Origin of the sequence: Acetobacter sp., from assembly GCF_047721705.1 — a bacterium.
GTDB lineage: Bacteria > Pseudomonadota > Alphaproteobacteria > Acetobacterales > Acetobacteraceae > Acetobacter.
On the sequence record NZ_JBDNXK010000004.1, the window covers coordinates 40,836 to 59,675 of the forward strand.

The 18,840-nt window shown below is 60.3% G+C and carries 15 protein-coding genes; 2 read left to right on the plus strand and 13 right to left on the minus strand.

Features of this window, described 5'->3' with window-relative positions; genetic code table 11:
• Position 1 precedes the first annotated feature (1 nt).
• Positions 2-2,029, minus strand: a complete 2,028-nt coding sequence (gene parE, locus ABF824_RS01395; protein ID WP_415486029.1) for a DNA topoisomerase IV subunit B — start codon at positions 2,027-2,029, stop codon at positions 2-4.
• A 56-nt stretch (positions 2,030-2,085) separates the two neighbouring features.
• Positions 2,086-2,625 carry a hypothetical protein gene (locus tag ABF824_RS01400; protein WP_415486030.1) on the minus strand — a complete coding sequence of 180 codons (540 nt, stop codon included), beginning with the start codon at positions 2,623-2,625 and terminating at the stop codon, positions 2,086-2,088.
• A 337-nt stretch (positions 2,626-2,962) separates the two neighbouring features.
• On the opposite strand from ABF824_RS01400, the gene ABF824_RS01405 reads away from it, so the two are divergent.
• Positions 2,963-3,511, plus strand: coding sequence for an Ig-like domain-containing protein (locus tag ABF824_RS01405; RefSeq protein ID WP_415486031.1), 549 nt, complete (start codon positions 2,963-2,965; stop codon positions 3,509-3,511).
• 45 nt (positions 3,512-3,556) lie between these two features.
• Here ABF824_RS01405 and ABF824_RS01410 read toward each other — a convergent pair whose 3' ends face one another.
• Positions 3,557-4,006, minus strand: coding sequence for an RrF2 family transcriptional regulator (locus tag ABF824_RS01410; RefSeq protein WP_415486032.1), 450 nt, complete (start codon positions 4,004-4,006; stop codon positions 3,557-3,559).
• A gap of 178 nt (positions 4,007-4,184) precedes the next feature.
• Here ABF824_RS01410 and cysK point away from each other — a divergent pair, with 178 nt between their 5' ends.
• Positions 4,185-5,174: a cysteine synthase A gene (gene cysK, locus ABF824_RS01415; RefSeq protein ID WP_415486033.1), complete on the plus strand. Its 990-nt coding sequence runs from the start codon at positions 4,185-4,187 to the stop codon at positions 5,172-5,174.
• 73 nt (positions 5,175-5,247) lie between these two features.
• On the opposite strand, the gene ABF824_RS01420 is transcribed toward cysK, so the two are convergent.
• The 10 genes from ABF824_RS01420 to gltX all read right to left on the minus strand — a co-directional run bounded on the left by ABF824_RS01420 (position 5,248) and on the right by gltX (position 18,803).
• Entirely contained in the window at positions 5,248-6,390 is a 1,143-nt protein-coding gene (locus ABF824_RS01420; protein WP_415486034.1) for an OmpA family protein, read from the minus strand.
• Positions 6,391-6,646: 256 nt separating this feature from the next.
• Positions 6,647-6,991, minus strand: a complete 345-nt coding sequence (locus tag ABF824_RS01425) for a DUF1491 family protein (RefSeq protein ID WP_415486035.1) — start codon at positions 6,989-6,991, stop codon at positions 6,647-6,649.
• Positions 6,988-8,688, minus strand: coding sequence for a S41 family peptidase (locus tag ABF824_RS01430; RefSeq protein WP_415486036.1), 1,701 nt, complete (start codon positions 8,686-8,688; stop codon positions 6,988-6,990). Before ABF824_RS01430 ends, ABF824_RS01425 begins: the two co-directional genes overlap by 4 nt.
• 44 nt (positions 8,689-8,732) lie before the next feature.
• Positions 8,733-10,598: an RNB domain-containing ribonuclease gene (locus ABF824_RS01435; RefSeq protein WP_415486037.1), complete on the minus strand. Its 1,866-nt coding sequence runs from the start codon at positions 10,596-10,598 to the stop codon at positions 8,733-8,735.
• A complete protein-coding gene (gene topA / locus ABF824_RS01440; protein ID WP_415486038.1) occupies positions 10,598-13,297 on the minus strand; it encodes a type I DNA topoisomerase in 2,700 nt (899 codons plus the stop codon). Before topA ends, ABF824_RS01435 begins: the two co-directional genes overlap by 1 nt.
• 36 nt (positions 13,298-13,333) lie before the next feature.
• Positions 13,334-14,455, minus strand: coding sequence for a DNA-processing protein DprA (gene dprA, locus ABF824_RS01445; protein WP_415486055.1), 1,122 nt, complete (start codon positions 14,453-14,455; stop codon positions 13,334-13,336).
• A gap of 38 nt (positions 14,456-14,493) precedes the next feature.
• Positions 14,494-15,132: a glycerol-3-phosphate 1-O-acyltransferase PlsY gene (gene plsY / locus ABF824_RS01450; protein ID WP_415486039.1), complete on the minus strand. Its 639-nt coding sequence runs from the start codon at positions 15,130-15,132 to the stop codon at positions 14,494-14,496.
• The gene (locus ABF824_RS01455) at positions 15,129-16,451 is read right to left on the minus strand and encodes a dihydroorotase (protein ID WP_415486040.1); all 1,323 of its coding nucleotides are present in this window, start codon (positions 16,449-16,451) and stop codon (positions 15,129-15,131) included. Before ABF824_RS01455 ends, plsY begins: the two co-directional genes overlap by 4 nt.
• On the minus strand, positions 16,448-17,407 hold the full coding sequence (locus ABF824_RS01460; RefSeq protein WP_415486041.1) for an aspartate carbamoyltransferase catalytic subunit: 960 nt from the start codon (positions 17,405-17,407) through the stop codon (positions 16,448-16,450). The genes ABF824_RS01455 and ABF824_RS01460 overlap by 4 nt, the downstream gene beginning before the upstream one ends.
• Positions 17,400-18,803, minus strand: coding sequence for a glutamate--tRNA ligase (gene gltX, locus ABF824_RS01465; protein WP_415486042.1), 1,404 nt, complete (start codon positions 18,801-18,803; stop codon positions 17,400-17,402). Before gltX ends, ABF824_RS01460 begins: the two co-directional genes overlap by 8 nt.
• Positions 18,804-18,840: the final 37 nt, after the last annotated feature.

Sequence of the window (18,840 nt, forward strand, 5' to 3'; positions counted from 1 at the left end):
CTCAGATATCGAGCATTTCCACGGACTGGGCATGTTCCTGAATGAACGCAAACCGCAATTCCGGTTTCCGGCCCATCAGGCTTTCCACCCGGTCCTTCGTTTCGATCCGGTCTTCCGGTAGCGTCACAACCCGCAGCAGCGTGCGCCGTGACGGGTCCATGGTCGTCTCTTTCAGATCTTTCGGCGGCATTTCGCCAAGACCTTTGAAGCGTGACACTTCCACTTTTGCGTTCGGCTTGAAGTCCTTCCGGATTTTCCGGTCCTTGTCCGCATCGTCCATCGCGTAGACCGTCTTCGCACCATGCGTCAGACGGTAAAGTGGCGGCTGGGCGAGATAGAGATGTCCGTTCCTGATAAGTTCAGGCAACTCACGATAGAAGAACGTCATCAGCAGCGATGCGATGTGCGCGCCATCTACGTCAGCGTCCGTCATGATGATGACGCGACCATAACGCAGTTTCGCAAGATCGAACCGATCCCCCACGCCACAGCCAAGTGCCTCAACCAGATCGCTCAGTTCCTGATTGCCTCTGAGCTTTTCCGTCGAGGCGCTCGCCACGTTGAGAATCTTGCCGCGCAATGGCAGCACAGCCTGCGTTTCGCGGTTACGCGCCTGTTTTGCTGACCCACCTGCGGAGTCACCTTCGACGAGGAAGATTTCCGTCTCTTCGGCCCGTTCGCGGGTGCAGTCTGTCAGTTTGCCGGGCAGACGAAGACGCCGCGTCGCGCTCTTGCGGGGCGTATCTTTCTGCTCCCGCCGACGCAGGCGGTCTTCCGCCCTCTCAACCACAAAAGCCAGCAGGGAATCAGCCTGCGCGGGATTACCAGACAGCCAGTGATCGAACCGGTCGCGCAAAGCTGTTTCAATAAGTTTTGAAGCCTCGCTGTTCGTAAGCTTCTCTTTCGTCTGCCCCTGAAATTGCGGATCACGAATAAATGCAGACAGCTGGCCCGCGACACAGCCAAGAATGTCCTCGGCCGTGACAATGCTCGCGCGTTTGTTGGAGCGCTGCTCACCCCACGCACGGAATCCCTTCACCAGCGCGGCGCGGCACCCGGCTTCATGAGTGCCGCCTTGCGGAGTCGGGATCGTATTGCAGAACGAAACAAAGCTGGCCGAACCGGATTCCAGAAAAGCGATCGCCCATTCGACCCGCCCATTGGCCACGCCGTCGGTTTCGGGAAGGTCCGCCTCTCCCGCCCAGATCGGGGCCAGCAATGGCGGATTTTTGCCGAGTTCGTCGGCCAGACTATCAGCCAGTCCACCGGGAAAGTGCAGAACGGCTTCGGTGGGTGTCTCGTCACCAGCTTTGATCAGTGTCGGGTCACAATTCCAGCGAATCGTCACTCCCCGGAACAGAAATGCCTTCGAGCGGCAGAGACGGTAAAGGCGCGCAGGCTGAAAGATATGTGTCCCGAAAATTTCCGGGTCAGGACGGAAGCGGATCTGGGTGCCACGGCGATTCGGCGCAGCTCCTACCTTCTCCAATGCGCTCTGCGGCAGGCCTCGGGCGTAAAGCTGCCGCCACAACGTCCTGTCGCGCGCGACCTCGACTTCCATTTCCGCAGCGAGCGCATTCACCACGGACGAGCCGACACCGTGCAGACCGCCGGAAGTGGCATAGGATTTCCCGGAGAATTTTCCACCCGCATGCAGCGTGGTGAGAATGACTTCGAGAGCTGATTTTTCAGGGAAACGCGGATGAGGATCAACCGGAATGCCGCGACCGTTATCCCGGACAGTCAGCCAGTTACTAGGTTCGAGCGAAACCTCGATGGTGGTGGCATGGCCCGCGACCGCCTCATCCATCGAGTTATCGAGAATTTCGGCTGCGAGATGATGCAGCGCCGCCTCGTCCGTGCCGCCGATATACATGCCGGGACGACGACGGACAGGCTCAAGGCCTTCGAGCACCTCAATGGAGCTCGCATCGTATTGCTGCTGCCCGGCAGGCGTCGGCGCTGCTTTAGCCTTGGCCGTGTCAGGCTTTTCAGGAGAAGAACCAGTGCTTGAGAAGAGATCGCTCATGCCCGGTGTCTGTCCCCTTCTCTGGCCGATTCGTCAAGAACGATGGTGAGTCGTTCTCAGGCCCGATGAGCCGCGCGCTTTGTGCTCCGACTCCGGCTGCGGGTCTGGGTGCTTTTCTCAACGCCGGGAGCCGCACAGGTTTCGAAGGTTGCAGGCTGGGTAATATCCTTGGCCTGAGCGTAGTTCGAAAGATCCTGCTCGTTGTCGAGGGCGGCGACTTCATCAAACATCGCCATCCGCTGATTGCAGAAGATGGTGCCGGACTGGAGCCCTTTTTCCGACTGCGCATTGGCGAGCTGGGTGATGTAATCATCATGCTCGACCTGCGCACGCCGTCCGTAGGTCGTCCGGAAATAGGTGTTCAGCCGCTCTTCTTCCCGCAGAAGCGCGCTGCGAAACTTGGCGACGAAGCCATTATACCGCTCCTGCGCCTTGCAGGAGAGCGCCGTGACCATCAGCTCGCTTTTGAGCCCCTGCACGTCGAACGCCTCGCGGGCTGACGAACCGCCGCAGCTGGCCGCTGAAGCAACAGATCCACATGATAGGCCGAGGAAAACCACACCAGCAATCGCAAGACGAAACGGACCAGACGACATGAAGGGTCTCTCCAGATGAAGGAATGCGCCGACAGACATATGCACCGCCGATGACGCTCTGGCGAGTGCTTTCTAAACCTTATTTCTGAAGGTTACGGTACAAGCTACCGTTTTAACGAGTATATGCTGATACGCTCCTTGCGTAACATATCTGCCATGAAGCTAATGGACAGCCCAAATGTGGCCTTTCGGCGGCAAGTGGAAACACCTTGCGCCAGTCATGTCAGAGCATGGCTTTCAACCGGAAGCCGGATGTTCTAGAGCGGGGAAGATTTTCCGCGGACGGCGGATTCGCCGCCAGCCCGCATCGTTCTTCACAGCTTCGCGGAGCCTTTACGTGCGAATAAAAGTCCTCGCCGTGCCTTTGCTGGCCACCAGCTTCCTGGCCGGATGCAATCATGGCCCGCTTACGAGCGGCCCCCTCGGCTCTCCCGATCCTTTCGGTTACATGAAAACGTCGGCTGTCTGTAAGACAACGACCCCGGTTGCCGGGGCCAATGGCAATCTCGTCAGCCAGATGACAGTGCGCAGCGATGATGGACGATGCGTTCTGTCCGTAAAACCACCTGAGGGTGGGTCCTACGCTTCGTTCGGCGTCTCTCCGGCTCCAGAGCACGGTAAAGCGTTTCTTTACACGCTAAACGGCTACACGCAGATCACCTATACGCCGACGATGGGCTATGCCGGTAACGATACGTTTACCGCCATTCTCGTTCGCAGCCCCGGCGCAAAGCGTGATCGCCTTACGGTGACTGCGACGGTAGATGCCACAGGCGTGCTCATCCCGCGTCCGGCCGTCACGGCTCCCAGCACGGAACGCAAAGAAGCTACGCGTACGACTTCAAAAGCACGTCGTACCACGACGACAGCCAAGAAACGTCGCTGACACGTAACCGGCGTCCCTATCAGGGGCGCCGGCAAAGTCAGTTCTTCAGATCGAAAAAGAAATCGGTTCTGAAAGAGGACGCCGCAGTCCAGCGTCTTCCGCGCGCCGCACCAGATCATCCAGTGTGACGGCTTTCAGCTTCTCACCAATCATCTGGTCTTCTTCCCGCCAGAACGGGTCGAGGACTTTCTGGAACAGTTCCCCGACCGGGCCATCGTCCAACGTCGGGTCCATGCTCACAACGGTCGAAACGATATCCGTAATGGAAATATCGCGACGTGGCCTCCCGAGACGATATCCCCCGCGCGGCCCGCGCACGCTTTCCAGCAGGGAAGAGCGCGAAAGAGTCTGCAACAAAGGCTCGATCCCGCGCCGCGCCAGCCCCGCACGCTGCGCAATATCAGCGGCATTCACAGTGCCTGTGCGACCTGCATAAAAAGCAACGTCAAGCATGATCATCACGCCGGTCATGGCCCTGTCCCGCCTCAGCAGCATGCTCTTGTCCCCGAAGATATTGACTTTCTGTCCAATTAAATACCTCACTCACATCGTCGTTGCGACATATCATGACGGGAAAAGTGGAAAAATCCAGACCACGCCCCTATTCACATTAACCTTTCGTGTTATTTTCACGAAACATTTCGGATAACAACCGGCAAGAGGTACGGTTCGCATGGGTTCCCGTAAACTTCCCGAGCATATCGATTTCAAATTTGCCCCACCGCGTGGGCGTGTTTTCGATTCCATCGTCGATGTCGTTGGGGGCACACCGCTCGTCGGACTGCCGCGCATGACGGAAGAAGACAATCTGAAAGCGCGTATTCTCCTGAAGCTGGAATTCTTTAACCCGCTCGGCTCCGTAAAGGATCGTATCGGCGCGGCGATGGTCATTGCTGCCGAGGAAGCGGGACTGATCACACCAGGCAAAAGCGTGCTCGTCGAGCCGACCTCCGGCAATACCGGCATCTCTCTTGCTTTTGTCGCGGCTTCACGTGGTTACCGGCTTATCGTGACCATGCCCGAAGGCGCATCCATCGAGCGTCGCAAAATGCTGCGCCTTATGGATGCACAGGTGGAGTTAACGCCTTCACGGCTAGGCATGGCCGGCGCCATCACGCGGGCGCAGGAAATTCTCAAGACGACGCCCAACGCATGGATGCCGGCCCAGTTTGAAAATCCGGCGAACCCGCTCGTCCATGAGCAGACAACTGCCGAAGAAATCTGGCATGACACGGCTGGCGAGGTGGATATCGTCGTCGCCGGGCTAGGCACGGGAGGCACCGCCTCCGGCATTGCCCATGCTCTGAAAAAGAAAAAGCCGAACATTGAAATCTACGGTGTGGAGCCGAGGGAAAGCGCCATTCTGAATGGTGATGAACCCGGACCGCACGGCATTCAGGGAATTGGCCCCGGCTTCTGCCCGCGTACGCTGGACACAAAAGCCCTCACGGAAGTGCTCCCCATCTCTGAACGCGAAGCCATTGCCGCTGCCCGCCGTTGTGCCCGCATGGATGGCGTTCCCATCGGCATATCTTCCGGTGCGGCGCTGCATGCTGCCGTAACGCTCGCGCTCCGCAACGAGAATCATGGCAAGACCATCGTGGCCATCGCACCGTCCTTTGCCGAGCGCTATCTCTCGACATCGCTTTTCAGCGGTCTCTGATTTTCTTCAAGATGCGCACAAAAAAGGGGGCTTTAAGCCCCCCTTTTTTCATAAACCCTGACGCGTGAATATCTTAGTGCAGAACGATTTCCACGCGCCGATTCTGTGCTTCCCGCACATTCGGCCCCGTCGGCACAAGTGGATTTTCCTGTCCGAAACCCTTCACGTCGATGATCGATCCAGCGACACCATCACGAATCAGTTCCGCCTTGATGGCGTCGGCCCGGCGAAGCGACAGTTCCATATTGTAATGCTCGCCACGCGCCCCCGGATGCGCTGCCGATGTATCCGTATAGCCTGAGACCTGAATGCGCGTGACTGCGGTGTGGCCAGAGGCCTGTGCCGCGACCGCCACGATAGACCGCGCACGATCGGTCAGAGACGCGACATCCCAGTCGAAAAACACGAGATATGTCCGGGCGGCAGCAGGCGCCGGAGCCAGCACGGGTGCGGCAGGTGGCGGTGGAGGCGGTGCTGGATTGAACTCGTAACGCAGCCCAAGCATCAGCGAGTGATTGAAGTCGGTTTTCGTATCGTGATTACCGCTCTCAACACCATAAGACTTGGGAAGGTTGTCCCCTCCACCAACAGTGCCTAGCGCCGTGGTGTAATGGGACTGCGGGCCAAGCATGGTCCAGAAACGATATTCCGCTATCGCTGACAGCCCGACCACCCAAGGCACCGGGAACGAAAGACCGAAGATACCCTGATAGGTGAACCCACCAAACGTACCGCGGATCTGCTGGTTCAGGGAGCGGTCCAGACCCGTGATGGAAGCGCGCGTGGAGGTCCAGCCGTAGCCAATTCCCGCACCGAAATAGGGAAAAAGCCAGCTTTTACCGATATCGAGATCGAACAGGGCATTCACCATGAGGCCGGAAGTCTGGCGGCGCCCGTCACCCTTCGTCGAGACCGTATTGGTCACCAGACGATTGTAATCCATGTTCCGGTAGTTGCCTTCGACCTCGACACGAAAGCCGTTGCCAAGACCATACCCGACCGAACCGATGCCGACAGCGCCGGTTTTCCAGCGATCGCGCCCACTGGGAAGGTTACGGCTCAGGCGGACCTGCTGATCCTGATTGAAGGTCGCTCCACCCAGTCCCTGAACATAAACTCCCTGCACAGGCTGGGCGAATGCGGCGGAGGGCACTGCGCTGAAGACGAGCGGCGCTGACAGGACTGATCCTGCAAGAAACCCAAAACGCAGCTTCATCCTATTCTCCTCATGCCCGCCCCGCCAAACCTGACAAATCCATCAGACATAGTGTCACAGCAATATCACACGGCCTTCTTTTGCCGAAACGCGGCCAACGTGCAACTCGCAACCTGACGTGGCACAGCAGATTGAAATCAAAAAACCAGACTATATCGGCGGCTGATCACGGTCATCTTCAGAAAACCCTTACCGTGACGGGAGTTCCTTTTCCTTCCGGGTTCCCTCGGTAGTGTGACCTTCCTGCAACGTTCTGTTAACCAATTACAAGCGCCTCAAATGGCGGTTCCAACGCATCCGTTTCGAATTCGAGCACCCAGAGATCCGGGTCCCGCCCAATCTGCCGGGAGACATACGCGTCCGCATCCGCTTCGGAAACAGGGTCGGCACCACTCCCTCTCATCCAGGCGCGAGCCCCTTCCGGAGTGCGGGTCTGGGTCAGCACAACCGCACGTCTGTCGCGGTTAGTGAGCACCACCAGTACGCCGCCCGCGTCTTCGTCCCCGCGATGACGGCGAAACGCCGGACAACCGGAATTATTGGCCTGTCTTAGTACAGCGGAAACCCAAAGCCCTGTTTTCAGCCGCGCCTCATCTCTCATTCCGGTCCCTCCGCCACCATTGTTCCCACATCATCCGGAATCATCGACAGAGCCGCCTTGTAGGCCTTGCTGTTCGTGATGAGATTGCTGGCCACTTCCAGATCCAGATCGCCACCAAGCGCCGCAGGACAGGTCTTGCGAATCTCCAGTATTCTCGACACGGGCACAGGCAGGCGCACCGAACGGGAGGCTTTCACAGCGCTACCGTCAGGCTCAAGCCCCGCACTCAGGGCATCGAACTGACGACGCGTGTCAGCCGCACCTTTGCTTGTGCAGATCTGCGGCATGACGCCCAGCCCCTGCAACGGCCAGCCAAGCGGAGCAATGACCCGGCTCCAGGTCACGAAAAGTTCACCACGATCTGGAAGCTGAGCAACCGTCTGCACCAGTCCCTTCCCCAGTGTCGCGCTCCCGATCACCACGGCCCGGCGATGATCGGCAAGAGCGGCAGCGAGAATCTCGGCCGCGCTGGCCGTCCGGCCATCCACCAGTATCACCACCGGCAAATGCTGCGCCATGTCGCCGCCCTGCACTGCCCAGACATGGTTGGCCTGAGAATCACGCCCTTTGGTGATGGCGGCGACACCATTATCGAGCAGAAGCGCCGCAGCCGTCACAGCCTGTTGCAGGACGCCGCCCCTGTTGCCGCGCACATCAATGATCAGACCACGCAACTGCCGGTCCTGCGTCGCCTGATCGAGATACTGGCTCATTTCCTCGGCGGTTTCCGAAGAGAAGGAGGTAATCCGGATAATGACCACGGGACCCGCGTTGAACGCGAAGACCGTCTCCGGCGGCACACTGGCCCGCCTCATGGAAATGACACGTGTGCGGCGCGTGGCAGGTGAATAGAATTTGATGAAGACTTCGCTCCCCGGCTCACCGGACAGCAGGGCATTCACCTGCGCTACGGACTTGTCGACCACACTCTGCCCATTGATCGAAACGATCCGTTCTCCAACATCCACCCCCGCCGGCCATGCGGGACCATTCGTGTTGACGGCGCTCACAACCAGATGCCGCCGCCCGGCGTTTTTGCGTCCTCGCCCCGCAGAGTCGGAAACTTCTTCTTCGATCGAAATACCGATCCCTGCGGCTCCCCCACTCCGGGCCGTGCGATCGGTGTCGGCAGGCTGAGGGCCGATATAACGGGAATAGGGATCGAGGTGATTGAAGAGTTCGTCGAAGAAGCTCTGCGTCACCCCTGCTTCACCCGCTGCTTTCAGCACTGACGAAACATTGGACGCCGCGTCGAGAAAATCGGTGGTGAGGTCAGCCCACTCCTTCACACTGCCTTCGGGCGGCGCCACTTTTTGCAGGACGATATCCTGTCCCTGCATGAGCCTAATGCCCTCGGGCACTTCCACGACCCGGAGCGCCGGATTGAGCGCGCTGATGCCCCCCAGTCCCCACAGACAGAACTGACGTGGCGTATGCGCCTGCAAAGTGCGCGGTTCCAGAAATTCGAGGGCTGTCTGGATGACGGAGCGCAGAAGAGAGACATTGAACACGCCGTGAGAATCGCCGGACTCACTAACTATGGCGCTCTCCTGTTCCACGGATGAGGAAGGCGTCGGAACGCGTGTGGGGGTATCCGTGCCGTTATCGACCGTAGCAGCGGCCTGTGCGCTCACAGTCGCAGCCAGCAACCACACGACAACAGCCGACAGGAGCGCAAACGCCCGCACACCGCTCATGTGCGAACGATATCGCATCGTCGGCAGAGAACAGCAGCGCGCGGTCAAGCGGGACCAGCGGCCAACCGAAAGAGGCACCCTGATCCGTCGGCCTGAAAACCGATAACCCGCACGTGCACGCGAGACCCTTTTCTGGGAAAGAAATCCGCCGGTATAGTCTCTGAGGACGCTTCTGCGCCTGAACACGCCTCATCCCCTCTGCTCGAATCCACGTGCGGTTTCCGCTCTGCGGGTTCCGTAAATGATAGCAGACCGGTTGTCCCGGTATCCGTCAATGTGACCTGCACGCCGAACCGGGTCACGGCTGCCACATGGCCTTCGAACACCTTCGTCCGGTGACTATTCAGCCACAGTAACAGCAGGCGCTCCCGTGCCGTCGCCGATATTTCGGTCGCCACAGCGTCCGTCACAGACAGATGGGAGGGAAGTTCCGCCAATGACAGGGAGGTTTCCGCCTTTTCTTCCAAAAGAGCGCGATGGCAGATCAGATCAGCATAGCGCCGGATCGGACTGGTGACATGGGCATAAACATCCAGCCCCAACCCCGCATGACGACCAGCCAACACGCTGTACACAGCAGGAACACGGAGCGTCGCGCTGCTGCCATCAACAGAATCGTGACGACGAAACAGAGCGCGAGCGCCCCGCTCCAGCAATGTCCGTGATGCGGCTTCTCCAGCCGCAATCATGAAGGATTCGATCAGTTTCTGGCTTTCATGAGGTCTCGCTTCGACGATCTGGACTGTTTTCGTGTCGGGATCACAGTGAATTTCCTGTGTCACCCCCTCTTCGCCAGCCGGTAGACAGCCCCGTCGCACGCGCTCAGCGGACAGAAGCCGATGGGCCGCATAAAGACCGTCCAGCCATTCTTCATCAAACCCAGCAGGGAGAACCCTCTCTCCATCCCGCATCGCCTGCACCTGCTCGTATGTCAGTCGGGCACGGCTTCTCATCAGGGCGCGACAAATGTTTGGTGAACCTGTCAGCTGCCCATGGTGGTTGATGCGCAGATCAAACAGAACGCAGTAACGGTCTGCATTGGGTTTGAGCGAACACAGCTCTTCCGACAGGAAGGGCGGCAGCATCGGGATGACGCGATCCGGCAGGTAAATCGAGTTTCCGCGCCGTCGCGCTTCGCGGTTCAGCGCCGAACCGGGGGGGACGTAGTGCGCCACATCCGCAATCGCCACAAGTAGACGGAAACCATCCCTCTCCGGTGCAGCCCAGATTGCATCATCGAAATCCCGCGCATTCGCACCGTCTATCGTGACGAATGGAATATCCCGCACATCCAGTCGCGTACCGTCATCGACGGGAGCAGAAAGACACGCAGCCTCCCGCATGACATCATCGGGAAAAGAGTCTGACAGGCCATAGCGTGCCAGCAACGCATCAATTACTGCGACCGGGTCATCCTGACAGGCCGAGTTCAGCACATCGGCTTCCGTGCTTTTTCGTTGAAGAATCCGTCCTTCATAACGATATCTGCCAACCGAGCGCAGGCGCGCCAGTACCGACTGACCAGCCAACTGCAAGGGTTCATGCGGCTGTTCTTTATGAAGGAAAACGATCGGCAAAGCGCCAGCTTCCGCTGCCCATAGCCCCAACGGCTCGCTGGGCGCTATCCGTCCCACCGGCGCACCGTGTATGTCTCGACCTGTCACGATGATATCAGCCAGCAACGGTAGATCAGGCTCGCCACGCAGCTTTCCCAGCAAGGCGGCATCGCGAAAAGCGCCCGATGCCGCCTGCTCATGCAAAAGTTTGCGCAGTCTGATCTTCAGATTCGGCGGCAGACCAAGACGCCGCAGCAACTGGCCGACCGTCAGCGGCTTGAGGCTCTCACGGAGCGCATCGAGAGCCACCTCCGGATCGGGCAGAGCCGCCAGACGACGCGCCCCGTCAGCCATCAGTCGGCAGAGGCGTCGTCCTTCGCCTTTGTCGTCTTTTTGGCGCGGGTTGCAGTTGTGGTCTTGGCTTTGGTCTTCGTCGCCTTCTTGGCGGGCTTTTTCTCCGCGTCGCCTTCGGCCTTCGCCTTGCTCTTTGTTGTCTTCGCGGCAGTTTTGGTCGTCTTCTTCGCCCCGGCCTTCCCTTTTGGCTTCAGCGGCTTGCCCTTTTCGGCAAGAAGCTCCAGCGCACCGTCCAGAGTGACATCGTCCATATTCTCGCCGCGCGGGAGATTGGCGACCACCTGCCCATGCTGGACATACGGCCCGAAACGGCCCTTGCGGACCATTACCGGCTCGCCATCCTTGGGATGCGGCCCCAGATTGCGGATCGACGCCATCTTCTTAGCCAGCGCATCAACCGCCCTGTTCAGCCCGACCGTAAGAACGTCATCGTCCTTGTCCAGCGAGCCGTATATGGCGCCCATTTTGACGTAGGGTCCGAAACGGCCGAGACCGGCCTCGATCGGTTCATTGAACTCGGGATGAATGCCGATAATACGCGGCAGACTAAGCAGACCGACAGCCTGCTCCAGTGTCAGATTTTCGGCCGTCAGACCGCGCGGCAACGATGCACGCTTCGGCTTGGCTTTTTTGTCTTCGGGGTTGGGCTCGCCCTGCTGGACATAAAGCCCCCACGGACCACGCTTGAGGGTGATATCCTCGCCCGTGACCGGATGCTGACCAAGAACCTTGACCCCGTCCTTCAGCCCGTCTTCGCCTTCACTCTCGCCACCATCGATCGCGAGTTTCCGGGTGTACTGACACTCAGGATAATTCGAACAGCCGATAAAGGCACCGAAACGACCAAGTTTCAGACCGAGACGCCCCGTGCCGCAGGCCGTGCAGTGACGTGGATCGGAACCATCCGCGTGCGGTGGAAAGAAGTGCGATCCCAGATCCTGATCGAGCGCGTCGATCACCTCGGTGATGGTGAGGTCTTTCGTCTGCGCCACGGCTGCGGAAAACGCCTGCCAGAAAGCGCTCATCACAGCACGCCAGTCGGCACGCCCACCGGAGATGTCGTCGAGCTGCTCTTCAAGCCCTGCCGTGAACTGCGTGTCCACGTAGCGTTCGAAGAAGGATACGAGGAAAGCCGTCACCAGACGACCGCGATCCTCCGGCACAAAACGGCGATTTTCCAGCCGCACATAATTGCGGTCCCGCAACACGGTGAGAATGGACGCATAGGTGGAAGGACGGCCGATGCCGATCTCTTCCATCTTCTTGACCAGAGACGCTTCCGAATAACGCGGCGGCGGCTGCGTGAAATGCTGCTCCGCTTCCACCTTTTCGCGTTTGACCGGATCACGCTCGCTCATGGGCGGCAACATGCGGCTCTCATCGTCCGCTGCCTTGTCCGTATCGTCCCGACCTTCCGAATACAGCTTCAGGAAGCCGTCAAAAGCGATGATCGAACCATTAGCACGCAGCACGGTTTTTCCGGGCTGGTCGGCGATATCAACCGCCACCTGATCAAGTTCCGCGGACTGCATCTGACTGGCGACGGCACGCTTCCAGACCAGCTCATAAAGACGCCGCTGATCTTCCGTCAGGTAACGCGCGACGGAGGCAGGGGTGCGGCTCACATCGGTCGGACGGACGGCTTCATGCGCTTCCTGCGCATTCTTGGCCTTTGTCGCATAGACGCGTGGCTGCGGCGGCACATAATTGGGACCGAAATCCTTGCCGATATGACGACGGATATCGGCAATCGCCTCACCCGCCATCGTCACGCCGTCGGTTCGCATATAGGTGATGAGACCGACCGTCTCACCGCCAAGATCAATACCTTCGTAAAGTTGCTGAGCCGTGCGCATGGTGTTCTGCGCCCCCATGCCCAGCTTGCGGGAGGCTTCCTGCTGCATGGTGGAGGTGGTGAACGGCGGCGGTGGATTCCGCTTGACCTTCTTGCGCTCAACCGAACCGACCGAGAACGTACCCGCCAGCACGGCGTCACGTGCGGCATGCGCCTGCTCTTCATTCCCCAGATCGAACTGATCGAGCTTCTTGCCGTTGAAATGCGTCAGACGCGCGGTGAAAGGCGCTCCGGCGGGCGTGAGGAATGTCGCGGTGACACTCCAGTATTCACGCGGCTTGAAGACCTCGATCTCGGCTTCGCGCTCACAGATCAGCCGGAGCGCCACCGACTGCACGCGCCCGGCGCTTTTCGAGCCGGGTAGCTTGCGCCACAGCACCGGAGAGAGCGTGAACCCCACGAGATAGTCCAGCGCACGGCGGGCAAGGTAAGCCTCGATCAGCGGCATATCGAGATCGCGCGGATGCGCCATCGCCTCGCGGATCGCGCCCTTGGTGATCTCGTTGAAGGTGACACGCCGGACCTCGACGCCCTTCAGCGCCTTCTTCTCTTCCAGCATGGCACGCACATGCCACGAGATCGCCTCGCCTTCGCGATCCGGGTCAGTGGCGAGATAAAGCGTGTGCGCGCCCTTCAGCGCCTTGACGATCGCCGCCACCTGTTTCTGTCCGCGCTCGTCGGACTGCCACTTCATGGCGAAATCTTCATCCGGCAGAACGGACCCGTCCTTGGGCGGCAGATCGCGCACATGCCCAAAAGAGGCGAGAACGGTGTAACCGTCACCAAGGTATTTGTTGATGGTCTTTGCCTTGGCAGGCGACTCAACCACGACAACGTCAGTCATGCTCTCTCCGTGCCAGTCCGGACCGGAGCGTATGATTCACCCGGTTCCGTCTGGCGCCAACTGGACAACGGCTCCACCGGGCAGCATCTCTGCCCGACCGGCAAGCTCAAGTTCGGTGAGCACCGCCAGAACCGCCGAGACCGAGAACTGACAGCGCCGCACCAGATCGTCAACCGGGACCGGTGTGAAGGAGAGAAGTGAACAAATCATTCTCCTCGCTTCCTCAAGGTCCTTTTCCTGCTTCAGGGGCGGAGCGCCCCAAGCATCCCGCGTTTCAGCGAGCCCGGCAAACAGAGTTCCGGCTGCCCGATCAGGATGGCGAAGATAAGGCAGTATATCCTTGATGGTTTCAACCAGATGATTGTGACGGCGCAAAAGGTCGTTACTGCCACGACAGCGCGGATCAAGCGGCGAGCCCGGAACGGCGAACACCGCGCGGCTGTAGCGATCCGCCAGTTGCGCGGTGATCAGACTGCCCGAGTGCATGGCCGCCTCCACCACGACGGTGCCAAGCGAAAGCCCAGCTATCAACCGGTTGCGACGGGGAAAATGACGGGCCTGAGGCTGCGTGCCAAGCGGCGCTTCCGTCACCACGGCCCCTTTTTCCGCAATCTGCGCCTGAAGCTGGGCGTTCTCGGCGGGATAGCTCACATCCAGCCCACCCGCTATGGCCGCGACCGTCCCGCCCCATTCGGGAAATACGCCATGCAGCGCGCCACGATGGGCCGCCGCGTCGATCCCCCGCGCCAGCCCCGAAACCACGGTAATCCCGGCATGAGAAAGCTCAGTCGCAAGGCTTTCCGCGACCCGCATTCCGGCTGCCGACGCGTTCCTTGCCCCAACGATTCCCACACTGCGCGGGGCATTGAGGCAGACCACATTGCCCAACACTGAGAGAATCGGCGGCGAGTCCGGCACTTCGGCCAGCAAGGGAGGATAATCAGGATCGAAGAGGGTGAGAATGCGACCACCCAAGGCCAGAACGCCTTCGATCTCGCGTTCCACCTCACCCATTTCCGGGATTTTCAGCGGACCTTTGCGGCCGCCTCGTCGCGCCTTTTCAGGCAGGGCATTCAACGCGTCCTCTGCGGACTGATGCTCGTTCATCAGCCTGCGCCATGTAATCGGTCCGACGTTTTCTGTCCGGGCCAGTCGCATCAGCGCCGGTAGTTCGGGATTGATTTCCCCCGTCACGCTCACTTCGAGGATTGGCCGATCTTTGGCTCGGTGCCCTGTATCAGCCGGGAGATATTGTCACGATGGCGCATGAAAATGATGAGCGCGACCATGACGCCTGCCAGTGGCTTTTCTGACTGCGTAAAGGAATGACCATTCAGGAAAAACAGGATGACCGGCATACAGGCAAAAGCGAGCAGCGCTCCTGCCGAGGAAATACGAGTCACCTTCGCGCCGATAAGCCAGATCAGGCAGCAGGCCAGTCCCGCCAGCGGCGACATGGCCAGCACCACGCCAAGCCCGGTCGCAACGCCTTTTCCGCCCTTGAACCCCAGCCACAGCGGGAAACAGTGGCCCAGCACGGCGAAAATGGCCGCCAGCGCCGCAGCACGATCCCCGAGTTCCGGCGGTGTCATCACCCACGCGATGAGAACGGCCAGCGCGCCTTTCAGCCCGTCGCAAAGGAGCGTGGCTGCGGCGATCTTCTTGTTGCCGGTGCGCAGAACGTTGGTCGCGCCGATATTGCCCGACCCGATCTTGCGAATATCGCCCTGCCCGGAGGCCGCCGTCAGCAGCAGCCCGAAAGGAATGCTTCCCAGCATGTAGGACAGCAGCATCACCCCGACGAGCAGCGTGACGGGAGACTCGAAAAAGTTCACGCCGCGCCTCCGAACACACGCCGACCGTTCTTCCACGTGGAAAGCACCCGACCTTCGAGCGCGCGCCCGTCAAACGGCGTGTTCTGTGCGTGTCCCGGCAGTTCTCCCGCCACCACACGCCAGGCCCGATCCGGGTCGAACAGGCATAGATCAGCAGGGACGCCCTTCCCCAATGTGCCGACAGGCCGCGCATGGTGACGTGCCGCTGGACCGGACACGCCCAGAAGAGCAGCTGGCTTGTTGGTCAGAAGCGACAGCGCATCCATGAGAGAGAGTGTGCCGTCATGATAACGGGTCAGTGTGACGCCCAGCAGCGTCGCGAGCCCCGTTCCCCCTGCTGAAGCCTGCGCGAACGGTAGCCGCTTGTCATCGGCATCCCGAGGCGCGTGATCGGAAGCGATGACGTCGATCGTGCCGTCCGCCAACGCGGCGCAGATGGCCAGACGATCCTCTTCACGACGCAATGGCGGTGAAAACTTCGCGTATGTCCGGAAGTCGCCGATAGCGTTCTCGTTCAGGTCGAAATACTGTGGCGCCGTATCGCAGGTGACACGGATACCGCGCGCCTTGGCCTGACGAATCAGTTCAACGCCTTCCCCCGTCGAGACATGCCCGAAATGCAGCCTACCTCCCGTCATTTCCACCAGACGGATATCGCGGGCGATCATGATCGCTTCTGCCGCCGTCGGAATTCCCGGCAGGCCGAGACGCAGGGCAAGCTCACCCTCCGTGGCGCAACCTGACCCGGCAAGCGTCGGCTCCTCGGGGTGCTGCACCACCAGCGCGTCGAATGCCTGCGCGTAGGTCAACGCCAGTTTCATCTGACGCGCTGAGGAAATGGCCCGACAGCCATCGGTGAACGCCACCGCACCAGCTTCTGAAAGCAGACCCATCTCGGCCAGTTCTTCACCACGGCAGCCTTTGGTCAGCGCACCGTATGGGAGGATGGACACATAGTCAGGCTCTTCCCCACGAAAACGGAGCATCCGCACCATCGCGGGATCGTCGATAGGAGGCGACCCCGTTGGCAGTACGGCGACGGTCGTCACACCACCGGCAAAGGCAGCACGTGAAGCGGATTTGACCGTCTCACGATATTCATGCCCCGGCTCGCCAATCTCGACACGCATGTCGACAAGACCGGGGCACAGAACAGCACCCTGCCCGTCCACAACCTCCGCGCCTTCCGGCTTGCCTTCTGCTCCCGGCAGGTCATGACCGACAATCACGCCATCCCGCACCAGCAGACGACCGGGCTGGTCCAGTCCCGCAGCCGGATCGATCAGACGGACATTCTCGAAAACGGTGCAGGTGCTCATGACCGACCTCCACGGGACAGACGATCAAGCACGGCCATGCGCACGGCGACTCCCATCTCCACCTGTTCACGAATCACGCTCTGATCGGAATCCGCAATCTGGCTGGCGATCTCCACGCCACGGTTCATCGGGCCGGGATGCATGACCAGCGCGCCGGGTTTCGCCAGATCGAGCCGCCGCTGATCCAAGCCGTAATAACGGAAATACTCACGGGCGCTGGGGATCAGACCGCCGGACATGCGCTCCTTCTGAAGACGCAGCATCATCACCACATCGGCGTCACGCAAACCGGTTTCCATGGAATGATGTACTTCAACACCAAGGCTCGCCATGGAACGCGGCACTAGCGTCGGAGGACCGACCAGACGGACCTTGTTGGCCATGGAGGTCAGCAAATGGATGTTGGACCGCGCCACACGGGAATGGGCGATGTCTCCACAAATGGCGACGGTCAGCCCTTCCAGACGCCCCAGATGGCGACGGATAGTCAGTGCATCCAGCAGCGCCTGCGTCGGGTGCTCATGCGTGCCATCGCCTGCATTGATGACGGCGGCATCAACCTTCTGCGCCAGCAACGCCGGTGCGCCGGACTGCGAATGACGCACCACCAGCAGATCGGTGCGCATGGCGTTCAGCGTCGCCGCCGTGTCCAGCAGGGTCTCGCCCTTGTTCACGGAAGACTGCGCGACCGACATGTTCACCACGTCAGCGCCAAGACGCTTGCCCGCCAACTCGAAGGACGTACGCGTGCGCGTGCTGTCCTCGAAGAACAGGTTGATGAGCGTGCGCCCACGCAGCAGATCGCGCGGTGTCTTACGGGAGCGACTCAGGAGCACATAGCTTTCGGCCAGATCGAGAATCGGTTCGATCTGGGACGGGTGCATCCCCTGAATCCCCAGCAGATGACGGCCCGAGGGACCGAAAAAACGGGAGCCCCCGGACGACGTCTCAGCCATTCTGAACGGCCCCTATCCTTGCAAGAACTTCATCACGCCCCAGCGCCGCCGCTGTGGCGTCGATGCCTGGCGAGACTGTCGTGCCACACAGAGCGGCACGCAACGGCTGGGCGACCTTGCCCAGTTTCAGTTCGTGCTTTTCAGCAAACAGCTTGAGCGCTTCATGCACCGGTTCCGCCGTGAAAGGCTCGACCACGGCCAGATCGCGGGCCAGTTCGCCAAGCATCTGACGGTTTTCCGGGGTCAACTGCTTCTCGGCCTTGGCGTCGAAGGACAGCGGCACCTGACGACCAAGGAACGCAGCGCTATCAGTCAGTTCGACCAGTGTGCGGGCGCGCTCCTTGAGGCCGGGCATCAGTTCCAGCACGCGCTTGCGCACTTCCGGTCCTGTTTCCACGCCCTCTCGGCCAGCCAGACGCTCCATGACGTCATTGGTCAGTCGCTCGTCATCGGCTTCACGCAGATAGACGGCGTTGACGTGCTCCAGCTTGGTGTAGTCCATCCGCGAGGCCGAACGGCCTACGCCGGACAGATCGAACAGACGGATCTGCTCGTCACGGGACAGGATTTCCGCATCACCGTGACCCCAGCCGAGGCGCAGCAGGTAGTTGCAGAGGGCTTCCGGCAGGTAGCCCATCTCGCGGAATTCGACGACCGACTGCGCGCCGTGACGCTTGGACAGCTTCGCACCATCGGGGCCGTGAATCAGCGGCAGATGCGCGAAACGCGGTGCTTCCCAGCCCATCGCGCGATAGATCATCAGCTGACGGAACGTGTTGGTCAGGTGGTCATCGCCACGGATGACATGGGTGATCTCCATGTCGTGGTCGTCCACCACCACGGCGTGCTGATAGGTTGGCGTGCCGTCGGAGCGAAGGATGATCATGTCGTCCAGCTCGGCATTGGCCACGCGGACCTCACCCTGCACGAGATCCTCGATCACGTTCTCGCCCTCACGCGGGGCCTTGATGCGGATGGCGTAAGGCGCACCGGCAGGCGCTTCGGACGGGTCGCGGTCGCGCCACATGCCGTTGTAGCGGGGCGGCTTGCCCTCGGCCACCGCGGTCTCGCGCATTTCCTTCAGCTCTTCCGGCGTGCAGAAGCACTTGTAGGCCTTGCCTTCCGCCAGAAGCTGGAGAGCGACCTCTTTGTGGCGCTCCTCCCGCGCGGACTGGAACACCGGTTCACCGTCCCATGTGAGGCCCATCCATTTCAGGCCATCGAAAATCACGTCCACGGCTTTTTGCGTGGAGCGTTCCTTGTCGGTGTCCTCAATGCGGAGCACGAACTGGCCACCGCAATGGCGGGCATAGAGGAAATTGAAGAGGGCGGCGCGGGCGTTGCCGATATGCAGCAACCCGGTCGGGGATGGGGCAAAGCGCGTACGAACGGTCATGATCGGGTGCATATCACGGAGCCGGAGGGACGGCTAT

What these genes read in the sequence shown, in the direction of transcription:
- ABF824_RS01460 (WP_415486041.1), bottom strand. Translation starts at nt 17,407, where the DNA reads ATGGCTGAGACGTCGTCCGGGGGCTCCCGTTTTTTCGGTCCCTCGGGC.
- ABF824_RS01420 (WP_415486034.1), bottom strand. Translation starts at nt 6,390, where the DNA reads ATGAAGCTGCGTTTTGGGTTTCTTGCAGGATCAGTCCTGTCAGCGCCG.
- ABF824_RS01435 (WP_415486037.1), bottom strand. Translation starts at nt 10,598, where the DNA reads ATGGCTGACGGGGCGCGTCGTCTGGCGGCTCTGCCCGATCCGGAGGTG.
- gltX (WP_415486042.1), bottom strand. Translation starts at nt 18,803, where the DNA reads ATGACCGTTCGTACGCGCTTTGCCCCATCCCCGACCGGGTTGCTGCAT.
- parE (WP_415486029.1), bottom strand. Translation starts at nt 2,029, where the DNA reads ATGAGCGATCTCTTCTCAAGCACTGGTTCTTCTCCTGAAAAGCCTGAC.
- dprA (WP_415486055.1), bottom strand. Translation starts at nt 14,455, where the DNA reads ATGCGACTGGCCCGGACAGAAAACGTCGGACCGATTACATGGCGCAGG.
- ABF824_RS01430 (WP_415486036.1), bottom strand. Translation starts at nt 8,688, where the DNA reads ATGAGCGGTGTGCGGGCGTTTGCGCTCCTGTCGGCTGTTGTCGTGTGG.
- ABF824_RS01410 (WP_415486032.1), bottom strand. Translation starts at nt 4,006, where the DNA reads ATGCTGCTGAGGCGGGACAGGGCCATGACCGGCGTGATGATCATGCTT.
- cysK (WP_415486033.1), top strand. Translation starts at nt 4,185, where the DNA reads ATGGGTTCCCGTAAACTTCCCGAGCATATCGATTTCAAATTTGCCCCA.
- ABF824_RS01400 (WP_415486030.1), bottom strand. Translation starts at nt 2,625, where the DNA reads ATGTCGTCTGGTCCGTTTCGTCTTGCGATTGCTGGTGTGGTTTTCCTC.
- ABF824_RS01455 (WP_415486040.1), bottom strand. Translation starts at nt 16,451, where the DNA reads ATGAGCACCTGCACCGTTTTCGAGAATGTCCGTCTGATCGATCCGGCT.
- ABF824_RS01425 (WP_415486035.1), bottom strand. Translation starts at nt 6,991, where the DNA reads ATGAGAGATGAGGCGCGGCTGAAAACAGGGCTTTGGGTTTCCGCTGTA.
- topA (WP_415486038.1), bottom strand. Translation starts at nt 13,297, where the DNA reads ATGACTGACGTTGTCGTGGTTGAGTCGCCTGCCAAGGCAAAGACCATC.